The 22159-nt window shown below is 49.8% G+C and carries 18 protein-coding genes and 2 pseudogenes; 5 read left to right on the forward strand and 15 right to left on the reverse strand.

Annotated features, from left to right (window positions below; translation table 11 throughout):
- Nucleotides 1-109: 109 nt before the first annotated feature.
- Nucleotides 110-700, reverse strand: a complete 591-nt coding sequence (locus HYD27_RS00730) for a MerR family transcriptional regulator (RefSeq protein WP_309242000.1) — start codon at nt 698-700, stop codon at nt 110-112.
- Between the two features lie 101 nt (nt 701-801).
- Between HYD27_RS00730 and HYD27_RS00735 the strand changes: the two genes are divergently transcribed.
- The 3 genes and pseudogenes from HYD27_RS00735 to HYD27_RS00745 all read left to right on the forward strand — a co-directional run bounded on the left by HYD27_RS00735 (nt 802) and on the right by HYD27_RS00745 (nt 2569).
- A complete protein-coding gene (locus HYD27_RS00735; RefSeq protein WP_219210361.1) occupies nt 802-1437 on the forward strand; it encodes a DUF6273 domain-containing protein in 636 nt (211 codons plus the stop codon).
- Between the two features lie 116 nt (nt 1438-1553).
- Nucleotides 1554-1703 (forward strand): annotated as a pseudogene (locus HYD27_RS00740) (winged helix-turn-helix domain-containing protein); the annotation flags it as partial.
- Nucleotides 1700-2569: a HAMP domain-containing protein gene (locus HYD27_RS00745; RefSeq protein WP_219210365.1), complete on the forward strand. Its 870-nt coding sequence runs from the start codon at nt 1700-1702 to the stop codon at nt 2567-2569. The pseudogene HYD27_RS00740 and the gene HYD27_RS00745, both read left to right, overlap by 4 nt.
- Nucleotides 2570-2803: 234 nt before the next feature.
- On the opposite strand, the gene HYD27_RS00750 is transcribed toward HYD27_RS00745, so the two are convergent.
- Entirely contained in the window at nt 2804-2998 is a 195-nt protein-coding gene (locus HYD27_RS00750) for an aspartyl-phosphate phosphatase Spo0E family protein (RefSeq protein ID WP_219210368.1), read from the reverse strand.
- A gap of 239 nt (nt 2999-3237) precedes the next feature.
- Here HYD27_RS00750 and HYD27_RS00755 point away from each other — a divergent pair, with 239 nt between their 5' ends.
- Nucleotides 3238-3576, forward strand: a complete 339-nt coding sequence (locus HYD27_RS00755) for a helix-turn-helix domain-containing protein (protein WP_219210370.1) — start codon at nt 3238-3240, stop codon at nt 3574-3576.
- 140 nt (nt 3577-3716) lie between these two features.
- Here the strand turns inward: HYD27_RS00755 and HYD27_RS00760 are convergent, their stop codons facing one another.
- Complete coding sequence (locus HYD27_RS00760; protein ID WP_219210379.1) at nt 3717-5183, reverse strand: helix-turn-helix transcriptional regulator; 1467 nt, start codon at nt 5181-5183, stop codon at nt 3717-3719.
- Nucleotides 5184-5425: 242 nt separating this feature from the next.
- On the opposite strand from HYD27_RS00760, the gene HYD27_RS00765 reads away from it, so the two are divergent.
- Nucleotides 5426-5785, forward strand: coding sequence for a helix-turn-helix domain-containing protein (locus tag HYD27_RS00765; RefSeq protein WP_219210382.1), 360 nt, complete (start codon nt 5426-5428; stop codon nt 5783-5785).
- Between the two features lie 294 nt (nt 5786-6079).
- Here the strand turns inward: HYD27_RS00765 and licT are convergent, their stop codons facing one another.
- The 12 genes and pseudogenes from licT to HYD27_RS00820 form a co-directional block, all read right to left on the reverse strand.
- Nucleotides 6080-6925: a BglG family transcription antiterminator LicT gene (licT, locus tag HYD27_RS00770; protein WP_219211074.1), complete on the reverse strand. Its 846-nt coding sequence runs from the start codon at nt 6923-6925 to the stop codon at nt 6080-6082.
- Between the two features lie 84 nt (nt 6926-7009).
- Nucleotides 7010-8446 carry a glycoside hydrolase family 1 protein gene (locus HYD27_RS00775; RefSeq protein WP_375373880.1) on the reverse strand — a complete coding sequence of 479 codons (1437 nt, stop codon included), beginning with the start codon at nt 8444-8446 and terminating at the stop codon, nt 7010-7012.
- A gap of 52 nt (nt 8447-8498) precedes the next feature.
- On the reverse strand, nt 8499-9938 hold the full coding sequence (locus tag HYD27_RS00780) for a glycoside hydrolase family 1 protein (RefSeq protein ID WP_219210386.1): 1440 nt from the start codon (nt 9936-9938) through the stop codon (nt 8499-8501).
- A 92-nt stretch (nt 9939-10030) separates the two neighbouring features.
- Nucleotides 10031-11935, reverse strand: a complete 1905-nt coding sequence (locus tag HYD27_RS00785) for a beta-glucoside-specific PTS transporter subunit IIABC (protein WP_219210388.1) — start codon at nt 11933-11935, stop codon at nt 10031-10033.
- 491 nt (nt 11936-12426) lie between these two features.
- Nucleotides 12427-12630: a transposase gene (locus tag HYD27_RS31785; protein WP_309241994.1), complete on the reverse strand. Its 204-nt coding sequence runs from the start codon at nt 12628-12630 to the stop codon at nt 12427-12429.
- Nucleotides 12545-13252: an IS630 family transposase gene (locus HYD27_RS00790; protein WP_309241995.1), complete on the reverse strand. Its 708-nt coding sequence runs from the start codon at nt 13250-13252 to the stop codon at nt 12545-12547. The genes HYD27_RS31785 and HYD27_RS00790 overlap by 86 nt, the downstream gene beginning before the upstream one ends.
- A gap of 68 nt (nt 13253-13320) precedes the next feature.
- A complete protein-coding gene (locus HYD27_RS00795) occupies nt 13321-13509 on the reverse strand; it encodes a hypothetical protein (protein WP_219210389.1) in 189 nt (62 codons plus the stop codon).
- A gap of 244 nt (nt 13510-13753) precedes the next feature.
- Nucleotides 13754-15059 (reverse strand): annotated as a pseudogene (locus tag HYD27_RS00800) (IS1380 family transposase).
- Between the two features lie 1513 nt (nt 15060-16572).
- Nucleotides 16573-16749: a hypothetical protein gene (locus tag HYD27_RS00805; RefSeq protein ID WP_219210394.1), complete on the reverse strand. Its 177-nt coding sequence runs from the start codon at nt 16747-16749 to the stop codon at nt 16573-16575.
- A 302-nt stretch (nt 16750-17051) separates the two neighbouring features.
- Nucleotides 17052-17630 carry an alkaline phosphatase family protein gene (locus HYD27_RS00810; RefSeq protein ID WP_219210396.1) on the reverse strand — a complete coding sequence of 193 codons (579 nt, stop codon included), beginning with the start codon at nt 17628-17630 and terminating at the stop codon, nt 17052-17054.
- A 66-nt stretch (nt 17631-17696) separates the two neighbouring features.
- The gene (locus HYD27_RS00815; RefSeq protein ID WP_219210398.1) at nt 17697-19577 is read right to left on the reverse strand and encodes a discoidin domain-containing protein; all 1881 of its coding nucleotides are present in this window, start codon (nt 19575-19577) and stop codon (nt 17697-17699) included.
- A gap of 20 nt (nt 19578-19597) precedes the next feature.
- Nucleotides 19598-22063 carry a discoidin domain-containing protein gene (locus HYD27_RS00820; protein ID WP_228744855.1) on the reverse strand — a complete coding sequence of 822 codons (2466 nt, stop codon included), beginning with the start codon at nt 22061-22063 and terminating at the stop codon, nt 19598-19600.
- Nucleotides 22064-22159 lie beyond the last annotated feature (96 nt).

Here is a 22159-nt window from a genome sequence, read left to right on the forward strand (position 1 = left end):
TGAAATCAGCCGTATGGGGGGAGCGGGCCCCCATTAAGTGTACAAAATCCCACTAAATCCTGTTAAATCCAGGATTCCAGCCCATTAGTGTTACTTTTTACACTTCGCTTCACATTTCTGATATGCCGTTCATTTGCTTTTCCAATTGCTCATTCAGCTTCTGAAGAGCCATTTTGAAGGAGCGTTCAATCGTAGTCAGATCATGTGCCTCTAAAGCTTCAAGCAACTGTTTCATGCCCTCAATGAAAAAAACGGTTATCCTTAAACTGCTTAGCACAATAATCTTTTTTAATTCCCTTGATGTAAAGACTCTATATCCGTTTTCCGGATTCCGCTTCGCGCGAATTAGCCCCTCCTTTTCCCAATGTCGGATCGCGGACGGGTTCACCCCAGCGATAACGGCGGCCTCCCCGATTTTCATTTCATCCGTGACCTGAATATTTCTATACATGGAGAAACCGGTTTGATGAATGAGGCTCATGACCTCCTCGACCCGTTGCTTCTCCGCCTGAATGCTGTACTGTTGCAGATTGATCATCCATAGCGCTTGTTCAACGTGACCTTTTTTTAATAAGCCCATGACATCGTAGGCGACAGGCAGCTCGAATCCTTGGATCAAGGACCGTAAAGCAAGGAAAGCCTGAACATGCAGCGGAGTATAATATCTTCTATTGCTGGCTGTCCGAGGTACGTCGGGCACCAAAAGTGGCCGTCCACACAAGGCTTCTTGATATATCAAATAAAATCTTGCATGAATGTTATATGATCGAAGCTGGAATGAAAAATTGGGGAGGAATACTAATGGAAAAGGATCATTTTACTTTAACGTACCGGAGCCTAAGGCCCGGCGAATTCATCGCGTTCGGCACGTATCCGCAGTCTGCAGGCGGTGAAGACCTGGCGATTAAATGGCGTGTTCTTCAAAATTCAGGAAGCGGGCTGAGTCCGGATCTGAAGTGGCGTGATTGCATGGACATTACATGGCATGACTGTGATTTGCGCAAGTGGCTGAATGATGAATTCTATAACGCCGCATTCAATGCCGCCGAGAAACAATTCATAAAGACAACTCATTGCACGGACAACGGAGAGGGCTGCCCGGATACGGAGAACAGGGTCTTTCTGCTTAGCGTTGCCGAGCTAAAGGATTTATCCGCGATCCACGGCAAGGCTTTGAGGCGAGCTGCCGGAACCGGTTTTGCCAAGGCGAAAAAGCCCGATGGATGCAGCTTATATGTATATGATAAACCGGACAAAGATAACTATACCATCAGAGACGGCGAAGAAGCCGGCTGTTCCTGGTGGTGGCTGCGGACACAAGGAAACAAGCCTTCACGGGCGTTTTTTGTAGGTACAGGCTGCAGTATCCGCAGCTATGGGAATAACAGCATAGACGGTTATGGTGTGCGTCCTGCTTTAATTATAAATCTTCCATAATAGCGGCCGCCGTCATACCGTCGGTCTTAAATCGGACGGCACGGTGACGGCTGCCGTTGATAATGGATATGGCTCATCTTTTCATTTTACAAGTTGGATACAACTGCCTTCAGGCAAAGCTGCTGGAATTGGTGTGGGGCTATGAGTATTGCGGTGATACGCGGACGGTAGATGTACACATTCAAAGGCTTAGAAAGAAGCTTGCCCTGGAAGAGACGATTAAAACCGTCTTTAAATTTGGATACCGGCTGGAGCTGCCGCGATGAAATTTTGGCAAAAGGCCTCGTTATGCAGTCTTGTAATTTTCCTGATCGGCTTTGATCTTGCGGTCCTTCTCTTCACGGCCAAAAGCTATTCCTTAAGTAAGGAACAAACCTATACGGCTGCGGAGAATGAACGTTATATTATTCAGAAATCACTGCAAAGCCGCTTATCCTCCGTCGCTCCGCTGTATGAAGAGCTCAACGCGAATAATCTGAAGATGTACCTCAAGCCTTACGCGGATTATTATCAGAACCAAGCGATTTATATGGCCTTTTACGAGAATGACGGGCTTATATATTCCAATTTCCCGCAACCCCTGTATAACCAGCCTGAATTGCAGGTTCAGCCCGGTGAGCAAAGCAGCTTAACACGGGAGGCTGATGATGTTCTTTATTATATAGTGACCGGACGGCTGGAAGAACCTTACTCCGGCCTCAAGTTTTCCTATATGAAGAACATCCAGAGCCTGGCCGATTACAAAACCGAAATGATCCGGCACGCGACAGTGCTCGGAATTGTCGTCCCTGCATTTCTTTCTCTTATTCTGACTGGCATGCTGCTCCAATTGACGGCTCCGCTGCGGGCGCTGAATCAGACAACCAAGGAGATTGCCAAGGGACATTACCGGGAACGGGCTGCGATGACGGGTACAGATGAGCTTGGAGAATTAGCCGGCAGCTTTAACCAGATGGCTGAGTCGGTTGAAGCCCATTTGCATAAGCTGACGAAGCTGATGGAGGAACGGCAGCGTTTTATTCATAATCTGGCGCATGAAATGAGAACGCCCGTTACTGCCATTATGGGCTATGGGGAATTTTTAGGACGGGCTAACTATACGCCTGAGGAAGGTATCAAGGCCTGCCCTTAATGTAGCCGCTCCGCAAAAGCCGGTATGGAGCGTTACATTCTATCCCGCCCGTGCCAGTGATTATTCCGGCATTGGAACCTACCATATTAACCTTGATTCGCTGTCCGGCGAAGTCATTCAGCTCTTGTCAGCAGCGGACGGATTGGGCTGATTTCGAGTTATTTGCGTCTATTTCTCCGTATAGCATAACGCAAGCGCGCGGCAACCGTCGCGTGCTTATGTTCTTAAAGAAAGCTACTCTTCATAAGTCGGGAACAAGAGAAGAGAGATGTTCTTATTTTGTTTGTTGTTTTCACACTGGTACCGGTTTAAAAGACAATCCAATTCCCACGACTTCATTAACACCCGCTCATCCGATAAACCGAATTTTTTAGCCAGCTGATTCATTTCCTTTCGTTTTTTTTCGATCTCTGACCGTAGTATCTTCATAAAAAATCTCCCATATTTTGTCGTCTAACCTATTCTATCAAGAGTTACCCAACTACAAAAAAAATCCTTTATGATCTACTTAAAATAAAATTGAATCTTATCCGATTATTAATATAAAAAAAGAATCTTATAAAAGCAATATATAACAAGAATGAATGCTATAATATTCTCCTCCCTTTCTTTCAGATACTCTACACTTTTATATAGGAACATGTCGAATGATGGGAGAAAAGTAGACGATGAATGCTCCAGAAATAAATAAGCGGATTGGGCAGCTCATCCGCCTGCACCGCAAGCACGCAGGTTTGACGCAGGAACAGTTAGCTGAGAGAGTAGGAACTTCCTTTTCCTATGTGGGAGCCTTAGAACGAGGGGAGCGCAATGTAACGATACAAACGTTGGATAAAATTGCCAAGGCGCTTGAAACTAATTTCTTTATGCTGCTCCAGCCGGCCATCCTCGACGATGAATCCAATGAGCCATTAACGGCCATACAGATTTTGCTGCAAGCCCAGGAAGTCAGAGATCAGCGAAGAGTACTGCATATGCTGAAGGAAATGTTCCGTCCCGACCCGTAGGATACAAAACAACCTCCGCTTTTAAAGTACGGAGGTTGTTTTATGAGACTTTTTAAGAACCTTCTCCATTCGAGAGCGTTGATGCGAGGAGAGGGGAACCGTCTGGTAGTATAGGCGGAATTACTCCTAAGAACAATGTACTAAAGAGCATGACTATCAGAAGCAGGGACGAAAGCCATTTGCGCATCTTTGATCACCCCTTTCATTAAATACTCATACTTTACTTTTTGTTCTGCTACAGCCTGATTTCGATATTGCTCAAAGTAGGCTGCACAGTTTATGATATGGCTCTTGTTGTTGGACGCGATAGAATGGGATAACGCTTTAAGCAGCCGGTCAATCCCTTTTTGATACTGATGATGGGCAAAACAGTACAGAGCCAGTTGATAGCATAGCCGCGCGCAGCGATCACGTTGGAATATGTCTTGATAATAGATATGACCGGGCCAGGAATCCGCTGTAAGCAGCTCATCGATTTGATCTTTAAAGTGGGCAAGCACTGTGTCAGCCTCATATTCATAACGGTTAACTGCATTCATAATGGTAAGCAAGCTAGGCAGCCATTCCTCCGGATGCTCGTCCAAAAAAGCGAGATAGTTGGGCAAACATTCAAATTGTCCCATGAGTATATTCAGATTATAACGATTGGCCTCAGCAAACCGTTTAAATTTGCGGACTTCCTTCCAGCCACTGTCATCCAGATCGTCAAACCAGCTTAAGTCTTCATAACCTGCTATATACCCCAAAGCTTCTTCATAGTTTCCCATCCATTCCAGCGCATTTCCTTTCAGCAAGGAGCTCTGCCCGTAATAAAAGACCAAATGGCGGTCCGTGGAAAACGTTTCGGTCTCCGAAATCCCCCTGCGTATGCGTTCTTTTTTTTGGAATAGGATAATTAGCAGTAAGGCTTTCATTTCATCGGCGTACTGAATGACTTCCTTCCATTGCTGCAGGGTAAAATGTACATTAGCTAGTTGAATCAGGCCATCTAGTTGAAAATTCTCGGCAAGGCGCTGCCGATAGGGTGCAAATTTCAGGGCAGCCTCGTGATTCTCCTTTAAGTCACTGCCCAATCTTGCCCTAAACCATTTGTAGTGGCTGATAGCTAGCCGTTCAGAATGCTGCTTGATCTCGTTTTCGCATACACAGCGGTAAAACGGAATGGAAGCTTTCCAATTCCCTTCGGCAAAAAGAGACTCAGCCAAAAAGAACACATCCTGAATATGAATAGGCGCTTCCATTATTCTGTTTAAAACGGCTTCAATTAAATCCCTTTTCCCAAGCTGGACACAGCGCACCAGAAAATTTTTAACCTGTTTCCAGTGAACTTTACCATTGGCAAAGCACTCAGCCACGTAGACGTCATATAGCCAGCCATCAGGTTGGCCCAAAGCTTCTCCGATTAAGTCCAGGTGATGAATCGACATGGATTTTGGAGGGGTGCGAGTAAATAGGGCGCTTAATAGACCACGGTTTATTCCGCTTTGCTGAGCCATTAGCTGCATCGTCACATTCTGCTGTTCCATTTCTCTCTCAATCATAGTTAGTATGGATGCTACTGGCATAACAAGAAAGTCCGGGTTTGGAACATGGTAACTATCACTCAATAGTATGCTCCCCCATCTCTTTTATGGGCCTGCTCAACAAAAAGCATTTCTACAAATCAAGTTGTTCACAAGTTATATACTTTCTATCGGAGAATCCCACCAAATGTTTTAGAATATGGGTAAATTATACATCAAAGAACTTAAGAGTTCAATTATTAAGTAAATAATAAAACTTTAAATACTCTGCTATTCTCATATGAGCATGGTCTACACTTTTATATATAGAAAGGGGTGGGCCTTTGATGAATGTTGCAAAACAAATAGGAGAGAAAGTAAGACACTATCGAAATCTAAAAGGGCTTACCCAGGAACAGCTGGCAGAAGTAGTGGGTACATACGGCACGTACATCGGTCGATTAGAACGGGGAGAACAAAACGTGCAGCTTGAGACGCTGGAGAAAATTGCTGATGCCTTACAAATAAGCGTGTATGCATTGTTCAATCATCCACAATTTGACCATTTGAGAAATCAGGAATGGATCTGGCAAGTTATTCACCTTTTAGAGGAGCAGCCTCTCAGTGAGCAGGAAAGGGCCTTTCGAGTCTTGAATGAGATGTTCAAGAAAACTTCCAGCTTAGTGGGAAAAAGTAACACTAATTGAACTCATTAAGCTCGTGGAGGACTTAGCATCCATTCCTTATTTCCCGCTATACAGGATAGCAGCGAGGCGCCCTCCTTTAGGTTTAGACTTCAGCCGTAAACCGTGGTTACCTCAGAAAATCCAAACCTAACAGCGACGGGAGGTCCAAGCATTCCTGCAGATCAAAACCAGAATTGGCAATATCTCAAGTTCAATCTATATAGACAGGGAGTTCTTATCCGGGCACGCCTTATGCACAAAAATCCTTGTTCCCAAGGATTTTTGTGCATTCTGTTCCAGCGGCGGTCGCTCCTGTCAGCCCGTTTTGGGCTTCTGGTTGATCACCCGCTCAATATGAATCGTAAGGTACAGCATCTCTTCATTGGTCAATTCACGCCGGTACGTGTTTTCGATATAGATTTTGATCCGTTCCACACAGGCGAACGCCTCTTTGTACTGCTCCTTGACCATGTGGAACAGAGTATTGTCTGTACTCGCGACATCCGTCCCGTTGATCAGGCGCTGGGCAAAAAATTTCAGATGGGTAATGAAGCGAAAATAGAGCATTGACTGCTCGTCGTACTCAAATTTAAAGTGTTTTTTCACGATGCTGAGAATATCATGCATGATCTTCGTAATATCGACGGTATTGCTCATATTCTCATTCATTTCGGCGTTGACGAGATGCAGCGCAATTTGGGCCGCCTCGTCCTCCGTCAGCACGACTCCGAGATCCTGCCGCAGTATCTTCAGCGCCTCCAGACCAACCGCGAACTCTTCGGAATAAAAGCGCTTAGTGTCCCAGAGCAAAGAATTCTTAATCTCTATTCCCTTAAAGGAGCGCTCAATCGCAAAGCTGATATGGTCCGTAAGGGTGACATAAATACTGTCGTGCAGTCTCTTGCCCAAATGCAGCTTAGCGTAGCTGATGATCTTTTCCGAAATTTCCATGTGCTCAAGCGGGATTTCCGCCAGCAGGGTCTGCAGCTTCTCGGATAGGCCTTTATTGTCCAGGGTAAACATTTTTTCGATTTTATCTTCGTCGACGATATCCCCTTCCTTCTTTCTGAAGGCGATTCCTTTTCCCATAATGACAGATTCCTTGCGGTGTTCATTCCTGACAATGATGACATTGTTGTTCAGCACCTTCTCAATTCGCACAAGAATCATCCCTTACCTTATCCAGATGTAAAAACCGTACAAGCTATTCCACAGGCCTGCCGGGCTGCGGGTAAGGCCGGAGCTTCAGGTTCCGGCAGCCGTATCCGTGAAAAGCGCCCCGCCGTTCGTTGCGATAACCTGCCGGTACCAGCCAAAGCTTTTTTTCTTGATCCGCTCCAGCGTTCCCTGGCCGCTGTTGTCCTTATCGACGTAAATGAACCCGTACCGCTTCTCCATCTCGCCCGTTCCGGCGCTGACAATGTCGACCGGTCCCCACCAAGTATAGCCGATAATCTCGCAGCCATCCAAAAGGGCCTCGTTCAGCTCCCGCAAATGCCGGTTCAAATATTCGATGCGCTCGTCATCCTCAATGGAGCCGTCCTCACGGATTTCGTCGCGCGCACCCAGCCCGTTCTCCACGATGAACAGAGGCTTTTGGTACCGGTCGTAGATTTCATTGCATACATAACGCAGCCCTTTGGGATCGATCGGCCAGCCCCAGGCGGTTTTGCTGAGATACGGATTGTCCATTCCGATAATGCCCCCCGTATTGCCGAGAATCGGCTGCCCCGCCTGGTGCGTGCTGCTCCGGTAGTAGCTGAACCCCACATAGTCAGCCGGATGCCGGCGGATCAGCTCCAGGTCTCCGGCCTCCATGGATATTTCAATGCCGTGCTCCTCAAAGATCCGCCGTGAATAGGACGGATATTCGCCCCGTACCAGGACATCCGAATAAAAAAGCGAGCGGCGTCTTAATTCGTAGGTTTCAAAGACGTCTTCGGGATTGCATGTATTCGGATAAATGATGCTTAACGACAGCATGCAGCCCATCTGCGAACCGGGAATGATGGTATGGCACAGCTTTGCCGCAACAGCGCTGGCAACGAACAGGTGGTGGCTCGCCTGGTAGATATCCTGCAGCTGGCCCGCCCCGTCCGTAATTTCAACCGCTCCCGCAGCCAGGGGAATCGTATGCATATGATTGATTTCATTAAAGCCCATCCAGTATTTCACCTTATGCTTGTACCGCGTGAAGATCGCTTCGCAATACCGCGTATAGTAGTCAATCAGCTTGCGGCTCTTCCATCCGCCGTACGCCCGGACCAAGTGCAGCGGCGTCTCGAAGTGGGAGATCGTGATCACCGGCTCAATGCCGTTCTTCAGCAGCTCATCAAACAGCTCGTCGTAGAATTGAAGCCCCTGTTCATTCGGCAGCAGCTCATCCCCGTTCGGAAAGATTCTCGACCAGGCGATAGAGGTACGGAAGCATTTTAATCCCAGCTCTTTAAAAAGGGCAATATCCTCCTTGTACCGGTGGTAGAAATCAATAGCTTCATGGCTCGGGTAATGAACGCCCTCTTCAATAGCCTGATCCAGCTTGCCGTGCACAATACCATGCCGCAATGCGTCATTGATGGAGGGACCTTTCCCTCCCTCTTTCCACGCTCCTTCTGCCTGATTTGCCGCAATGGCACCTCCCCACAAAAAGTCTGGTGGAAAAGCATTTCTCGTTTTCATCAAATCGTCCGCTCCTTTCAGATGCTTGCTATAGGTAATGGTCCGGCGGCCGCCGTTACAGCTGCCCGCCATTGCTCTGGATAACCTGCTTATACCAGTAGTAGCTCTGCTTCCTGATCCGTCTCAGCTCCCTGGCGTCCGTTTCGTCCCGGTCTACGTACACAAAGCCATACCGCTTCTGGTACCCGTTCAGCCAGCTGAGCAGATCAGTGAAGGACCAGGAGCAGTAACCGATGACCTCCACGCCGTCCGAAATCGCATCCTGAATCGCGGCAATGTGGCTGCGCAAATAATCGATGCGGTATTCGTCCCGGATCACATCGCCTTCCTCCAGCTTGTCGAATTCGCCAAGCCCGTTCTCGGTAATGAACACCGGCAGCCCATAGCGGTTCATGATCCGGCGCAGGCCGATCCGCAAGCCCTGCGGGTCGATCTCCCAATCCCAGTTCGTTGTTTCCAAAAAGGGATTGGACACCGTCTTGAACATGCCCGGAATGCCGGAATGCTTCGTGGAGCCTTTGCGGCCGGTCGTGTTTTTCTCACCGGCTTCGAACTTGCCGCTTAGCGAATGGGCTTCCACCGTCGTCGTCCGGTAATAGTTGACCCCCATAAAGTCGGGCTTGGCCGATGCGAGCAGCTCCCAATCGCCCTCCTGCACTGTGGGCGTGAGGCCATGCTCCTCAAGGTATTTCCAGGCCGCCTTCGGATAACGGCCCCAGGCATAAATATCCATCCAGAAATAATTATTCAGATCCTCGCTGTTCTCGAAGGCCAGCATATTGGCGGGATTGGCGTTGAGCGGATAATACGGCTTGTACGCGAAGCTCGGACCGATCAGGCCGTCCGGCACATGGGTGCGGAATGTTTGGATTACCCTGGCATTGGCCAGGTTCGCAATATGATTGACCTCATACATCCGTTTGCGGTCCTGGACGCCGGGAGGATGCAGCGCCGTCTCATAGCCGTAGGCGGCAAAATAGTTCTGCTCGTTCAGAGAAACCCAATATCTCACCCGGTCTCCATACCGTTTGAACAGTGTGACCGCATAAGCGTCGAAATCCTCGATAACCTGACGGGATTCCCAGCCGCCGTAACGGTCCATCAGCGCCTGGGGAATGTCCCAGTGATATAGTGTAATGACCGGCTGAATATCATTTGCAAGCAGCTCATTGATCAGACGATCATAGAATTGCAGCCCCTTCTCATTCACTGCTCCGCTGCCTTGCGGATAAATCCGGCTCCAGGCAATGGAGAACCTGTAGGCCTTCAGCCCCTGCTCCGCCATCAGGGCCACATCCTCCTTGTAGCGGTGGTAATGGTCCACCGCCACATCACCGTTGGAGCCTCCGAAGGTTGTTCCCTCCCGCTTGGTGAAGACGTCCCAGACAGACGGTCCTTTGCCGTCCTCGCCCGAGGCGCCTTCGATCTGGTAGGCAGCCGACGCCGCTCCCCATAGGAAGTCCGCCGGAAACGGCTGTTTCGTGATATGCTCCATGTTTCTTACCTCCATGATGAATTGTTTTGCCGGGTCGTCTATTGACCTGACGATGGGATTGACCGCCTAACATTTGAAACGCCGATGATCCCTTACTCGGTCAGTACTAACAGAGGCTCACGATTCAGTACCCGGGTCTTGCCGGTCGGGCTGACTTCTCTGTAACCCCCCATTACAGTTACAATGACCGGAGTTGTCAGCTCGTAGCCGGCTTGCTCAATCGCTTCCCGGTCAAATTCCATCAGCAGCGTCCCGTCCGCCACATGCTGCCCTTCTTCCACTTTTATATTGAACGGGACACCTTTCAGCTTCACTGTGTTGAGACCGACATGAATCAGAATTTCAATGCCTTCAGGTGTTGTGATGCCGATCGCATGCTTGCTTTTTGCAACTGAGGTCACAGTTCCTTCTGCGGGCGCATACACCTTGTTGTCGTCAGGCAAGATTGCAGCCCCGTTGCCCATCGCACCGCTGGCAAAGACGGAATCGGAGACCTCGCTGAGCGGAATGACCCGGCCACTGAGCGGCGCTGCAATTCCCAGCTTCGGGAGGAGAACGGCGCCGGGATCCGCAATGCCTGGTGTCGGCGCCGGAGCAGCGGCTTTTTCTTGAGGGGATTCCGTCTTCGGCAACTCCAGCCCCTCTTCTTCAAAACCGAGAATATAAGTCAAGATTGCTGTAATTACGAAAGAAGCGGTGATCCCAATCAGGAAGTAGACGAACGTATCGGTGGCAAAGGCCGGAAGCGTTGTCACCGCCGGGAACACGTAGGCAATCACAGTCGAGTGCATCGCTCCAATAAAGGCACCCCCGATGACGCCGCCGATGACCTGGGCAATCAGTGGACGTTTCAGCTTGACCGAAATCCCGTAGACAATAGGTTCAGTTACTCCGGCAAGGATGGACGGTGCCAACGCCGACAGCGCATAGGCTTTCAGCTTCTTATCCTTCGCTTTCAGGAATACTCCGAGCGCTGCGCCGGAAGAGGCGAAGGTCGCAGCCGCAGAGGGCGGCTTGATCGTATCAAACCCGTGCAGGCTGATGTTGTTAATCATTGCGGGCACCATTCCCCATTGCAGGCCGAACATGACGAGGAAGGTCCAGCCTCCGCCAATAATCGCCCCCATAACGATACCGCTGCTGGTGCTAAGATAGTTGATGCCGGACGCAATTCCATTGCCAAGGTAGACCCCGACCGGCCCGATAGCCATCGCTGCAAGCGGTACCATGATCAACAGGGACAAGAGAGGCACCGCAAAGATTTGGATGTTCTGCGGAATGACCTTCTTCAGGAATCTCTCCAGATGAGAGAACACCCAGATCGCCAGCATGGCAGGAATCAGTGTTGAGGTGTATCTCATCAGAACCACGGGCATTCCCGCAAAATACGTGATGTCACCGATATTCTCCATCAATCCTGTGAAATTGGGCTCCAGCAATGCGCCCATAATTGTCAGCGCGACGAACATATTGGCGCCGAATGTCCGCGCTGTGGAAACCGCTATCAGCAATGGCAGAAAGTAAAAAACACTGTTGCCTGCCGCCGCCAAAATAAGGTAAGTGCTGGACTCCGCCGACATAAGGCCAAACGTCGTGGTCAGCAGCACCAGCACAGCCTTCAGCATCCCCGCACCGGCAAGCGCAGGCACAATCGGCGTCATAATAGCCGACATCGTATTGAAGAACCGGGTGATAATATTGCCGGTCTTCTCATCCTTATCCCCGCCGTCCGCTTCGCCGGAGGACTTAATGGCGTGTCCGGCAAGGATCTCTTTGTATACGGCATTAACATCATTGCCGATAACAACCTGATACTGTCCGTTGCCTTCAACTACCGTAATAACGCCTTCCAGCTTCTCCAGCTCTGCTTTATTTGCTTTGGAAGAGTCCTTCAGCCTGAACCGCAGGCGTGTCATGCAGTGATACAGCTCATTAACATTTTGTTCCCCTCCAATGTTCCTGACAATATCATTTGAGAGTTGAGTAAATTTCCCCATGTTTATCCCCCTACTTAAAGTATTTACAGGATTCAGCAGGGCAAGGAGACAAATAAAAAAGACCTAAATTATCAGAGATCATGGTTTCCCATACCTCATATAATTTAGGTCTTGCCTGCTTCACCAGTAACAATCCTGTATTTGATTGAATTACACATAGAATTTAACACAGTAGATTATCGTTGTCAATGTTTTTTAAAGCGTTTACAAGAATTAGTAATTGCAAAAAAATTCGTTAGCAAAACTGTCCAAGATATCCAAAGAAAAGGATGCCGAGATCCTCCTGCAATTTTCCAAGTCCTCAACAGTCTTGAATTCACGGCTGTCGAACAAAAGTTCATTGTCCAGGCAAAATATATCCGCTCGACCTCAGGCAAATATATTTCCATTTGGCAATCATTCGTAGCATCTCGAAATTCACTTTTAGTTGAGAATTAGTCAGTCCCTATACAGATTGAACTTAAAATCTTTACGCTCGTACCAGCAGCCGATCAATAAGGCTGAATTTCATCCGCATGATGAGTGTGGGCATTGTCTAATACCATGACAAGTTTGCCTTGGGGGTAGGCCTGTAAGATATCTATTAAAAATCGTCCGAAGGCCGCTGCATCAAATTTTTCTTCTTCTAGATGGGTCAACATAACCCGTTTCGTAGTCGATGGCAGCAAACAGTTTCGCTCCTTTATGCTCAACATGAGTCGGAATTTTGCGTTGTTGTCCTTTCGGAAATCCGTTGTACTGCAAAGCCAAACAGGCCCTTATCATCGATTCATCTTCAAATAAAAGATGGTCGATTTCACCCTGGTTTAGCTGCTCTTTAAGCTCAGGTAAAGTGACCTCACGGAATTGTTTCTGTTCCTCTTTGCTGGCCCGTACCAACGTATAGGTAGCTTTCGTGTAGCTAAAACCAAGCCGGTTCAGCATTTTAGAAATTCCTTTTAGGGTGTATTTTTCTCCGAACTCCCGAAGAATCCATGCACGGATGAGTCTTAACGTCCAAGTGCATTTCGCTTCAAATCCAACATCCACCGGTCTTTGCTGGGCAATGGTTTCTTTCAGTTGTTCTTCTTGTTCGTCCGAAAGTTTTCGGATGCCGCCGGGGTACTCCCCAAATCCAAGGCCTTGAAGTCCCTGTTTGCGATAAGCTTTCCAATATCCGCTAATGGCAGGAAAAGACCTGCCCAAAATGTCTGCAATTTCCGTTAAAGTCCGGCCTTCCAAATGCAAACGGACAGCTAAGTATCTTTCATACATGCGGGTACTTTCCGTTTCTTTCATGGCCGTAGTCAGCCTTTCAATCTCTTCTTCTTTTGCCACTTCGATCCCCGTCCTTTTCGGTTCATTACTATCTTTTACCCGATTTGGCGGTTCTCAATTTTATGAGTTCAATCTATATAGCTTTGTCTCATTGAACCATAATCAACGACTTTCCATTGTCCCTCCTGATAGGCTAATATCATTTCCAAAGCGATTGCCCCTTCGTTTGAACAATACTTACTGATCTCAATAGTCAGCTCATTCCCGTTGTCCGGCTGCTTCTGCTTTTCAATGGTTAGAAGAATGCCTCTAAGCATAGTTTCGTCCTGCTCGTATAATTCCCCTTCCATTAATTGGTCAAAGGTGTAGTTATAAATTTTTACATTATCCTGAATTTCGAAAGCGCGTATTTACAAGGAAACCAGAGACTAAGCTTGCGGAAAAACTGTAAGAATCAGGGATGATTAACAAGGAAAATATACCAAAGTGAATTGCCTTCCTAGAGTTTCCCCCTCCCCGGAAGACCGGGCATCTGAATGTCCATGTTAAATTCTGAACCCCTCATTCCAGCTGGGCGATTCGGCATTCCATCCGTTTCCAGGTGTAGCGGTTGGCAAATTCTTTCGTCAGTTTGAGTACGGTGGTTCGACAGTCACTCACCAGTGTCGCTGCACAGTGAAAGAACTCCAGACGAAACCTGGCAATGGTATAACCGGAATGAACCGGTTCGCAGCAATCTCGTTTGAAGCGCTCATACAGGTTATATGCCAGCAATTTGACGAGCAGATCGGTTTCATTGGCTTCGAAGGAGCCCGTTGCGATTGTGTCCATGGCAAACCCGCGCTTGGCTTCCTTGATGTAGTTCTCCATACGACACCGCTGGTTGTAAAAGCGCCACAAATCGGTGGCTTCCCAATCGAGAAGGGTGACCATCGCTTCGTACTGCCAATCGGTATCCAGGAGCAGGCAGGCCTGGTCTTCCTGAACAATTTTTGCTTTGCGGATGACAGCGACCCGCCGGGGCGTTGTCCAAGACGTAGCCTGATACCAAAGGGCGATGCCTACAATGATCCACTCCTCGTCGACGTATCGCTTCCAAACGCGACACTTAGCCGCTTCCGCCGCCAGACGTTTTGTCCATTTCATTTTTGCCGGCATAGCCGATCTTCTGCTTTTCCAAGAGCGCATAGAACTCTTCGCCGCCAAAGCCTTTGTCAATCCGGGCATACTTCACCTTCTGCTCTCCCAGCAGTTCGAAGGCTTGCTCCAAAAAAGGGCCGGCATTGGTGGAGGAATGAACATTCCCGGCGCGCAGCTGCGCATAGAGACACATCCGGGACTGTCCTTCAAAAGCCAACAAAGGATGGAGGCTTTGGTGTCCGGGTTTATGCGAGTTGACGCCTTTGGCCGCCTTCTCCTGATGGCCGTACACCGTCTCCACGGTAGAGTCCAAATCGAGAATCAGACTCGGGGGCAGGCAGGGGCGGATACGTTCAATTTGAAGTTTTTGAAGGTTCCTTTTCAGGTTGTTGGGGTTGGTCTTGCCGAGCCTATTGAGTTCTTTGTAGAGCAGCGAGTGATGCGGACAACGCCCGCCAAGAAAGCGTTGGATGAGCGAATCCTGCTGCCACTTCCGAAAGTGAAAGAGCCGTTCAGCTCCCAGAATCCAGCCCACGATGAGGTACAGCAAAATGCGGTACACAGGAAACAACGCATTCTTCGCTTTCGTGCCGGAAATCTGCTGTAGCGCAGAGCCGAGCTTAATTTTTCCGAGATAGTCCAGGAAGATCTTGCTGCCTCCAACCGTCGTGGCGTGCGGCAATGAAAATTCGGTCTTGATTTGATGGAAGGGTGTGGTAGACTTCACCTAAAAGGTGCTCCTCTCTTTGGGTGATTTTGTTTTCGCAAACACCATTCTACCAAAGGTTTGAGCCCTTTTTTTGTTTTTTTATGAGAAGTTACTTTCGAAATTCAGGATAAATTCTTATCTTTCAAGTGGAAACGGCTTCGCCGTCCCTGACCGGGAAGCGCAGCTGTTTGCATTTTCAGACGTAAGGCTGGCTGCTGAAGCCAGGCGGGAAGCCATGTGGAAAAGGTCACTTCATATTCCCCCAGCCGCTTTTTCGGGTAGTATTAGCGGGAAAAAGGACCCTAATCGACCCGTTTCTCTCCCTTGCAGAGAAATTCGCCTACATTAAGATGGAACTTGAACTATTTATCCAAAGGGCAGCCATTTTAGTGGTAAAAAGTACAACTAAGGTAGCGCATTCGGCTCCTGGATCATCCCTAGTGGGAAAAAGTATAACTAATCCGGCTGAAATCAGCCATATGGGGGGAGATGGCCTCCATTAAGTGTACAAAATCCCACTAAATCCTGTTAAATCCAGAATTCCAGCCCATTAGTGTTACTTTTTCCACTTCGCGTCCGTCCCCTATGAATCTCTTCCTTGCGTTCCATCCGCTTGTTCAGGTTCTCCGGTTCAATTCAGGATAAATTAAGTTTCTTTCGCGGAACAGCGGCAGCGGCCGCCTGGGTCTCCGGATTTTCACCGCTAAGGGGAATGAAATTAATCTGGAGAGCACAGCGGCCCAGACAACGGTCCGTTCGCGGAGCGTCCACTCCAAAAACCTGCGTATATCCTGCGACTAAAAAAGGGCTGACCCAAGCAGCCATTTCATGGCTTTTGGGTCAGCCCCTTCAGCGAGAAAGATAAGGCTGATTTATAACGTGAAGCATATAAACCTGAATTTCGAAAGTGAATTGAACCCATCCAGATCGGACAAGGGATAAACCCTCTTTTTGCCTTCACCCATTTGGTGCAGGCTGTTTTTAGCAAGAAATCCCTTCGTGTAGAGCTTTTAGGTGATTTGTGGATACTTACTTTCGAAATTCAGGATTATATTTTTTTTTGCAGGTATTCTTCAATAACTTGCTTATCAGAATCCCTTAAAGGAACCCCTTCACTCAAAACCAGAGAAATGTACTCCATATTTGCATTAAGGGCTGCATCAGTTGAAATTAATTCGTCCAACACTACACGATCAGGTTCAGAAAGCTCATTTTGCGAACCTGAGTTAGTTACACCGCTAGCACAAGCTGATGTTAGGAGCACCAGAATAATACTAAAAATAAAAAATAATGATTTTATTTTTATGACAATCCCTCCTTTCCTTATTGTAGAGTCACTAAATAAACGCAATTAAAATGCAATAAGCTGTGGCTGCTTCATATGCTTCAGGGAAAAATGTTTTAGCTGATTTCATGCTGAAGTAAGTCTCCACTATTTCAAAATATAAATACTCCTCACTTCCTTTTTCGCTAATCCATTCTCCTGTTATATCATTGGCAAGCTGAACTTCTCTTCTGGATTCGATTTCGTTTAGGGGCTTGATCTCTTTGAGCCCCCTTCACTGGTCAGCGCAGCTGTTTGGGATTTCAGTTGTAAGGTGGCCTGCTGAATTCCGGGTGGAAGTCCACCAAATGGAAAAAGTAAACTGCATTCTTCCCGCATCCCCTTTTTCGCCAGCGTTAGTGGGAAAAAGGATACCTGAATCATCCGTTTCTTCCCCCTTTCCGGGGAATACGCTGAAATTAAATCAGAAGAAGATCAAGTCTAAACTGGCTAAATAACCTGATTCATTCCCGGAAAGAAACGGCGTGGTCAATATTTAATGAAATGCCAGCCTTTTATCAAAACTCTCAGTAGTTATTCTAAACGATTATTATTTCCATATAAAAAACTCCTTCTACCATGTAATAGCCTTGGTAAGGGAGTTTTTTGTGTTTTGAGGCTTCCTAACTATAATTGTATTCCGAACCACTTCAGGGGAATACGCCTAAATCAATGAAATTGCTGAGTTATGCAATTCCTCCGGAGAGCGGACACCTTCTTAATGCGGGACGCGGGAACGTATCCTGTTCCTTGAAGCTGCGTCCGGTCTCCTCCAGCCGCTGGACATACTCCTTGAGCTGACCTTTGGCATGGTAGGGGCCGCCTTCCTTCATAACGGTCCACAATGGATCTGTGTCGTAAGGCATGGTGCGCATCATCTGGTCATGCCATTCATTCAGAAGGGAGACCGCTTCGCGGCAAACCGCGGGATGCGAGGCGGCGACATTGTGCTGCTCATGCCCGTCCTCCTCCGGATTGTAGAGCATCTCGGTATCAAACAGATGATACCCGTCATGGTAAGAGCGTATATACAGCCACTGCCCAAAGCGAACGCTGCGCTGGCATACATGGGCGCATTGCGAGATGATTAGAGACTCCCTTCCGCAGGCTTGACCTGACTGCAGCGCCGGTGCATAGCCTTGACCGTCCCGGCCTGGCATCGGCTCGCGGCCCATAAGCTCTGCCAAATTAGGGCCGAGATCCAAGTGATAATGCAGTCCATGATCCACATGGTTCTGCATCAGCCCCGGGTAACGGATAATCATGGGGATGCCAGATCAAGCAGCAAAACTTTCAAGTCATCCATCTCCTTTTTGTCAACTACACTTGTCTCACTCTCCCCAGGAGAAGAATTCCCACCCGGCGGGTCCTCCGTTCGGACTGGCGGCCTTCAGCGGATGGTCGGCTTCTCCCGGATTGACACTGACATAGGTGCCCCAGTAGGGCGATCTGAGGGCAATGAGACCTCCCCCGCAATCCTGCCATTCGAACTGCTCCCATGCGGATTTTCCCGCCGCAGCTGCGGACAGTTGATGGGTGAACGCCGCATCGCCCAGGGCGCTGACATAGAGATTGTTCTTCAGGGATTTAAGCGCAATATACCCTCCGCCCGCATCCTCCACCAGGAACTGCTCCCATGTGCTGGCGAAATCCTTAACCGCTCTTAATTGATTCGAATCCGTCACGGTTACGTATTTGCCGTCCGCTACTGATTTCAGCCAGATCGTGCTTCCGGCGGGGGCCATCCCTGTTCTCTTGGGCGCATGCACTTCGAATTCGTATAGGGAATAGCCGTAGCCTGTGCCTCTTTGCAGGCCGAGCATACGGACATACCGTCCGTTTACCGCAGGGAAGGATATGTCATCCGCGCCGCCGTCTCCCGTTGTTGTCGCATACACATCGGTCCAGCTCAGCGCATCGCCGGATACTTGGATTTTGTAGCTTTTGCCGTAGGCTGTCTCCCATCTCAGCTTGACGCCGCCGATGGCCAGGGCCGTGCCGAGGTCGGTGTAGATCCACTGGGGATCGCTTGCCGCAGAAGCCCAGCGTGTGAGCAGATCCCCGTCCAGCGCAGCGGAAGCCGGTCCCAAAGACGCGTTCTCGGACGACGAGGCAACAGCCGGTTTCTTGAGCGCGAGATTAGTGTACTTCTCATAAAACCTGATCTGTTCGGCCAGTCTGTTCTTGATCTTCACATGTCCGCTGTCATTCGGATGAATCTGGTCGTTCGGAAGATAATCGCCGGGCTTGCTGATCCAGCCTGACGTATCGATATAAAAGATTTGCCTTCCGTCCGGATCAGCCGTATGCACAGCTTCGTAAATCTCGTTCGCAAACGCTCCATTGAACGGCCTCATCGCCAGAATGACGACGGACGGATACCGCTGTAAGATGTTCTGCAGAAAGGCAGTATAATTGCTCTTAAATGTCGCAGACGGCACACCTGTGCCGTAGTCGTTGGTGCCGATATTCACAACCACCATATTGGCCGGGTACGCGGAGAAGTTCCAATCCGGAGAGCCGGTGTAGTTACCGTTTTGCAGCTTGAAGAACTGCCCGGCCAGCCCGATCTTCGTTGTGAGGTTGTTCGGTGTCCAGTTATCGACCAGATTAATTCCCGTATGGGCAATCTGCGTATGCTCGTAGCCGAGCTGTTCGGCACTCAGCCATGCGTAGTCTGATATAGCCTGCTTGCCGAGCGCCATGCCCGCCGTAATGGAATCACCGGCGAATTCGATTAGCTTATCTGAAGCGGGCGGGAGCGAGGTCATTGCCCCGGCATCCAGAACCAGCCCCTGAAACTGAAATACTCCCGTCTCCGTTACGCCGTCATAGCCCGCGAAATAGGCGGAAGCCACCTTCAGTGTGTGCACCCCCGGCGCCAGAGGCACCGGAGTCAGATTCACCGTACCGCTGGCTCCCGGATAATAGCTCTCCGTTCCGTCGATCCAGGCGTACAGATCAACAGCACCGCCCACTTTGATCTGCACGCGGGTTCCCGAGAAGCCGACCTTGAAATACGCGCCGCCCCAATAATTTTTATAGACCGCATTGTTCCCGGTATCCCATCTCCCGAAGTACTTAATGTTCGTGTCGCCGGGCAGTCCGTTATTCGCCGCGGCGCGCACGGGCAGCGGGCGGAGCACCGTCAGCGCGCCGATAGAGATCACGGCAAGGAGGAGGGCGCCTAACCAAACAAGCCATTTGGGCATGTTATCACTCTCTTTCAGGGCTAGTTGCCGTACACTTCAAAATCATAGATCGAGTAGGCATATTGCGTTCCTCTCGCCGCTCCGTACATTCTGACATACCGCGCATTGACCGGAGAAAACGTTATATTCTGCACACCGCCGGTTCCCGACGCCGTCGCATACACCTCCGTCCAGCTCGCCGCATCATTCGAGGTCTGAAGCTTGAAGCCGCTGGCATAAGCCGCTTCCCAGCGGATCACCGCCCTGCCCACGGACTGTGCGGCCCCCAAGTCCACATAGATCCATTGCGGGTCGCCCGGACCCGACTCCCATCTCGTGGCTGCCGTTCCATCCGTAACGCCGCCTGCCACATTGCCGTTCGTGGTCGAGCTTGCCGCCGCCTGCTTGCCTGCAGCCAAATCCGCCGGGGCGTAAACTTCAAATTCATAGATAGAGTAGGCATACTGCGTCCCTCTTGCCGTTCCGTACATCCTAACGTATCTGGCATTCACCGGACTGAATGTAATGTTCTGCACACCGCCGGTGCCAGACGCCGTCGTATAGACATCCGTCCAATTCACCGCGTCCGTCGAGACCTGGAGCTTGAACGCTTTGGCATAGGCCGCTTCCCAGTTCAAGGTGACGCTGCCGACCGTTTTGGCCGCTCCAAGGTCGACGTAAATCCACTGCGGGTCTCCGGGACCCGATTCCCATCTTGCTGCTGTCGTTCCGTCCGTAACGCCGTTTGCCACATTGCCGTTCGTGGTGGAGCTTGCCGTTGCGTTCTTGCCGGAAGCCAGATTATTCGAAGGGCGGTATCCGACAAACACATTGTTGACCAGAATCTTGTTTCCGCTATAAGCTTTAGTTCCGTTAGCCGGTGTGAGTACGATGACCGAAGCTGAATCGGCGGCAATGGAGAAGGCTTGCGTTCCGCTCACGTTTGTTTTCAGCACTGTGTCGTTTACGGCATCGTAGATGTCCACAGGGGCGGCGCCTACATTGATATTTACCGTTTGACCGCTGGTGTAGGGATTGTAGTACAAATACGACGGATAGGCCGGATCATGGAAAAAGTCTGTTTTTATCAAATCAAGCTGCAGTATCTGACTTATATTGGTCGTCTTCACAATCCCGCCGAATACACCGGACAACGCTCCGGAGTAGATGCCGAGATTCGTATTGTACGGCCAGTTGTATGTTAACGGATCTCCAGTCGCAAAAGGCTTCTTGGTGCTGTCGCCGATTTTCTGGTAACGGAGCCCCTCATAGGGAATGGCGTAATTCGGATCTCCCGTCCAGAAGGCACTGTCCTGCAAGTCCGCTCCCACCTGATCCGCATAAAAGAGTCTGGCGTTGCTCGCGGCATTCAGCATCCACTTGCCGATCGCCCTGGCATACCGCTGGTCATATCTCGCAACAGGAACGATGCCCATCGCTGCAGCGAATGTATTCATGGTGAAGGCGTAATTACCGCCATGATCGCTTACGGAGCCCATAAGTCCATCCATGGCATAGCTGCCGAAGCTCCCGCTCACCCCGCCCCAGGTCGGCCGGTGTGCCGAATTCGCATCGAACGCCCAGTTCATCATTTTGGTGACATCGTAATTGCCGCCTTGCTCGGCGTTTAACCGGGAGGCGAGCAGCGGCCCCCAGTATTCCAGCGCTTCGTAAGACGGATTGCCGGAGAGATTCTGCAGGAAATTCATGCTCCATTTCGCAGCGTTCAGATAATTAGTCCCGCCGAATTTTTTATATGCCCAATATTGCAGCAGGCCCGCCCCGATTGCGGCATCCGGCTCCGTACGGTTTCCGTTAATGGGAGCATCCGCCCCAAAGTCATAACCCAGATAGTTGAAATTCACGCTGCTTCCGCCCATGTCGACAATGGCGTCATACCAGCTGTTCGCCGTGTTCTGCAGAACGGAATCCATGGCGGCCGAAGGGTACAGATAATCCAGTCCGGCGAACGTCAGCGTGGGAAGCAGCACGTACCAGAACTCTTCTCCTGCCGTGACGGCACCCGGATTATTGTTGATGATGCCTTCGGCGGTATAGTAGGTTCTGGTCATATCCGCGAAGTTGACACCCGCGTAGCCGTTGCCGGTCTGGTTGCTTTTGTCGATGCCGGCCAGCGCTCCCCCCAGCACGGACGCCATGCCGGCAACCGCTTCCTGGCCGCCGTTCGGGATGGGGCTCTTGGGTCCGACATAGGCCGGAAGCTTGAACGTGGTCGTGGACATGTTCAGATGGGTGTCATCCCACAGGGCGATTGGCTTGTAGGTCCCGGTGGAGGCAAAGTCGAACACGGCGGCATCGAAATTGCGGGCCCGCTGGTTCCAGTCAATCATGCTGTAATTGACGGGCTGATTGGGGAGCGTATTCACATAGGTAATCCCCGTCTGAGTGACCGGAGCAGCACCGGCAGCGCCAGGATATGCCGCAAACACGGCAGAGACGCCTACACCTGCGGCGAGCAGGCCTGTCAGTATTCGTTGACGCTTCATTTTCTCAAATCCCCCTTGTATCGCATTTAATGATAACGCTTTCAAATTAAAGCGGATATTCAATCTCCATCCAGCCCTCAGCTGCCGGGTGGGATG

The sequence above is a fragment of the Paenibacillus sp. S150 genome, from assembly GCF_019352175.1.
Classification (GTDB): domain Bacteria; phylum Bacillota; class Bacilli; order Paenibacillales; family Paenibacillaceae; genus Paenibacillus_AQ.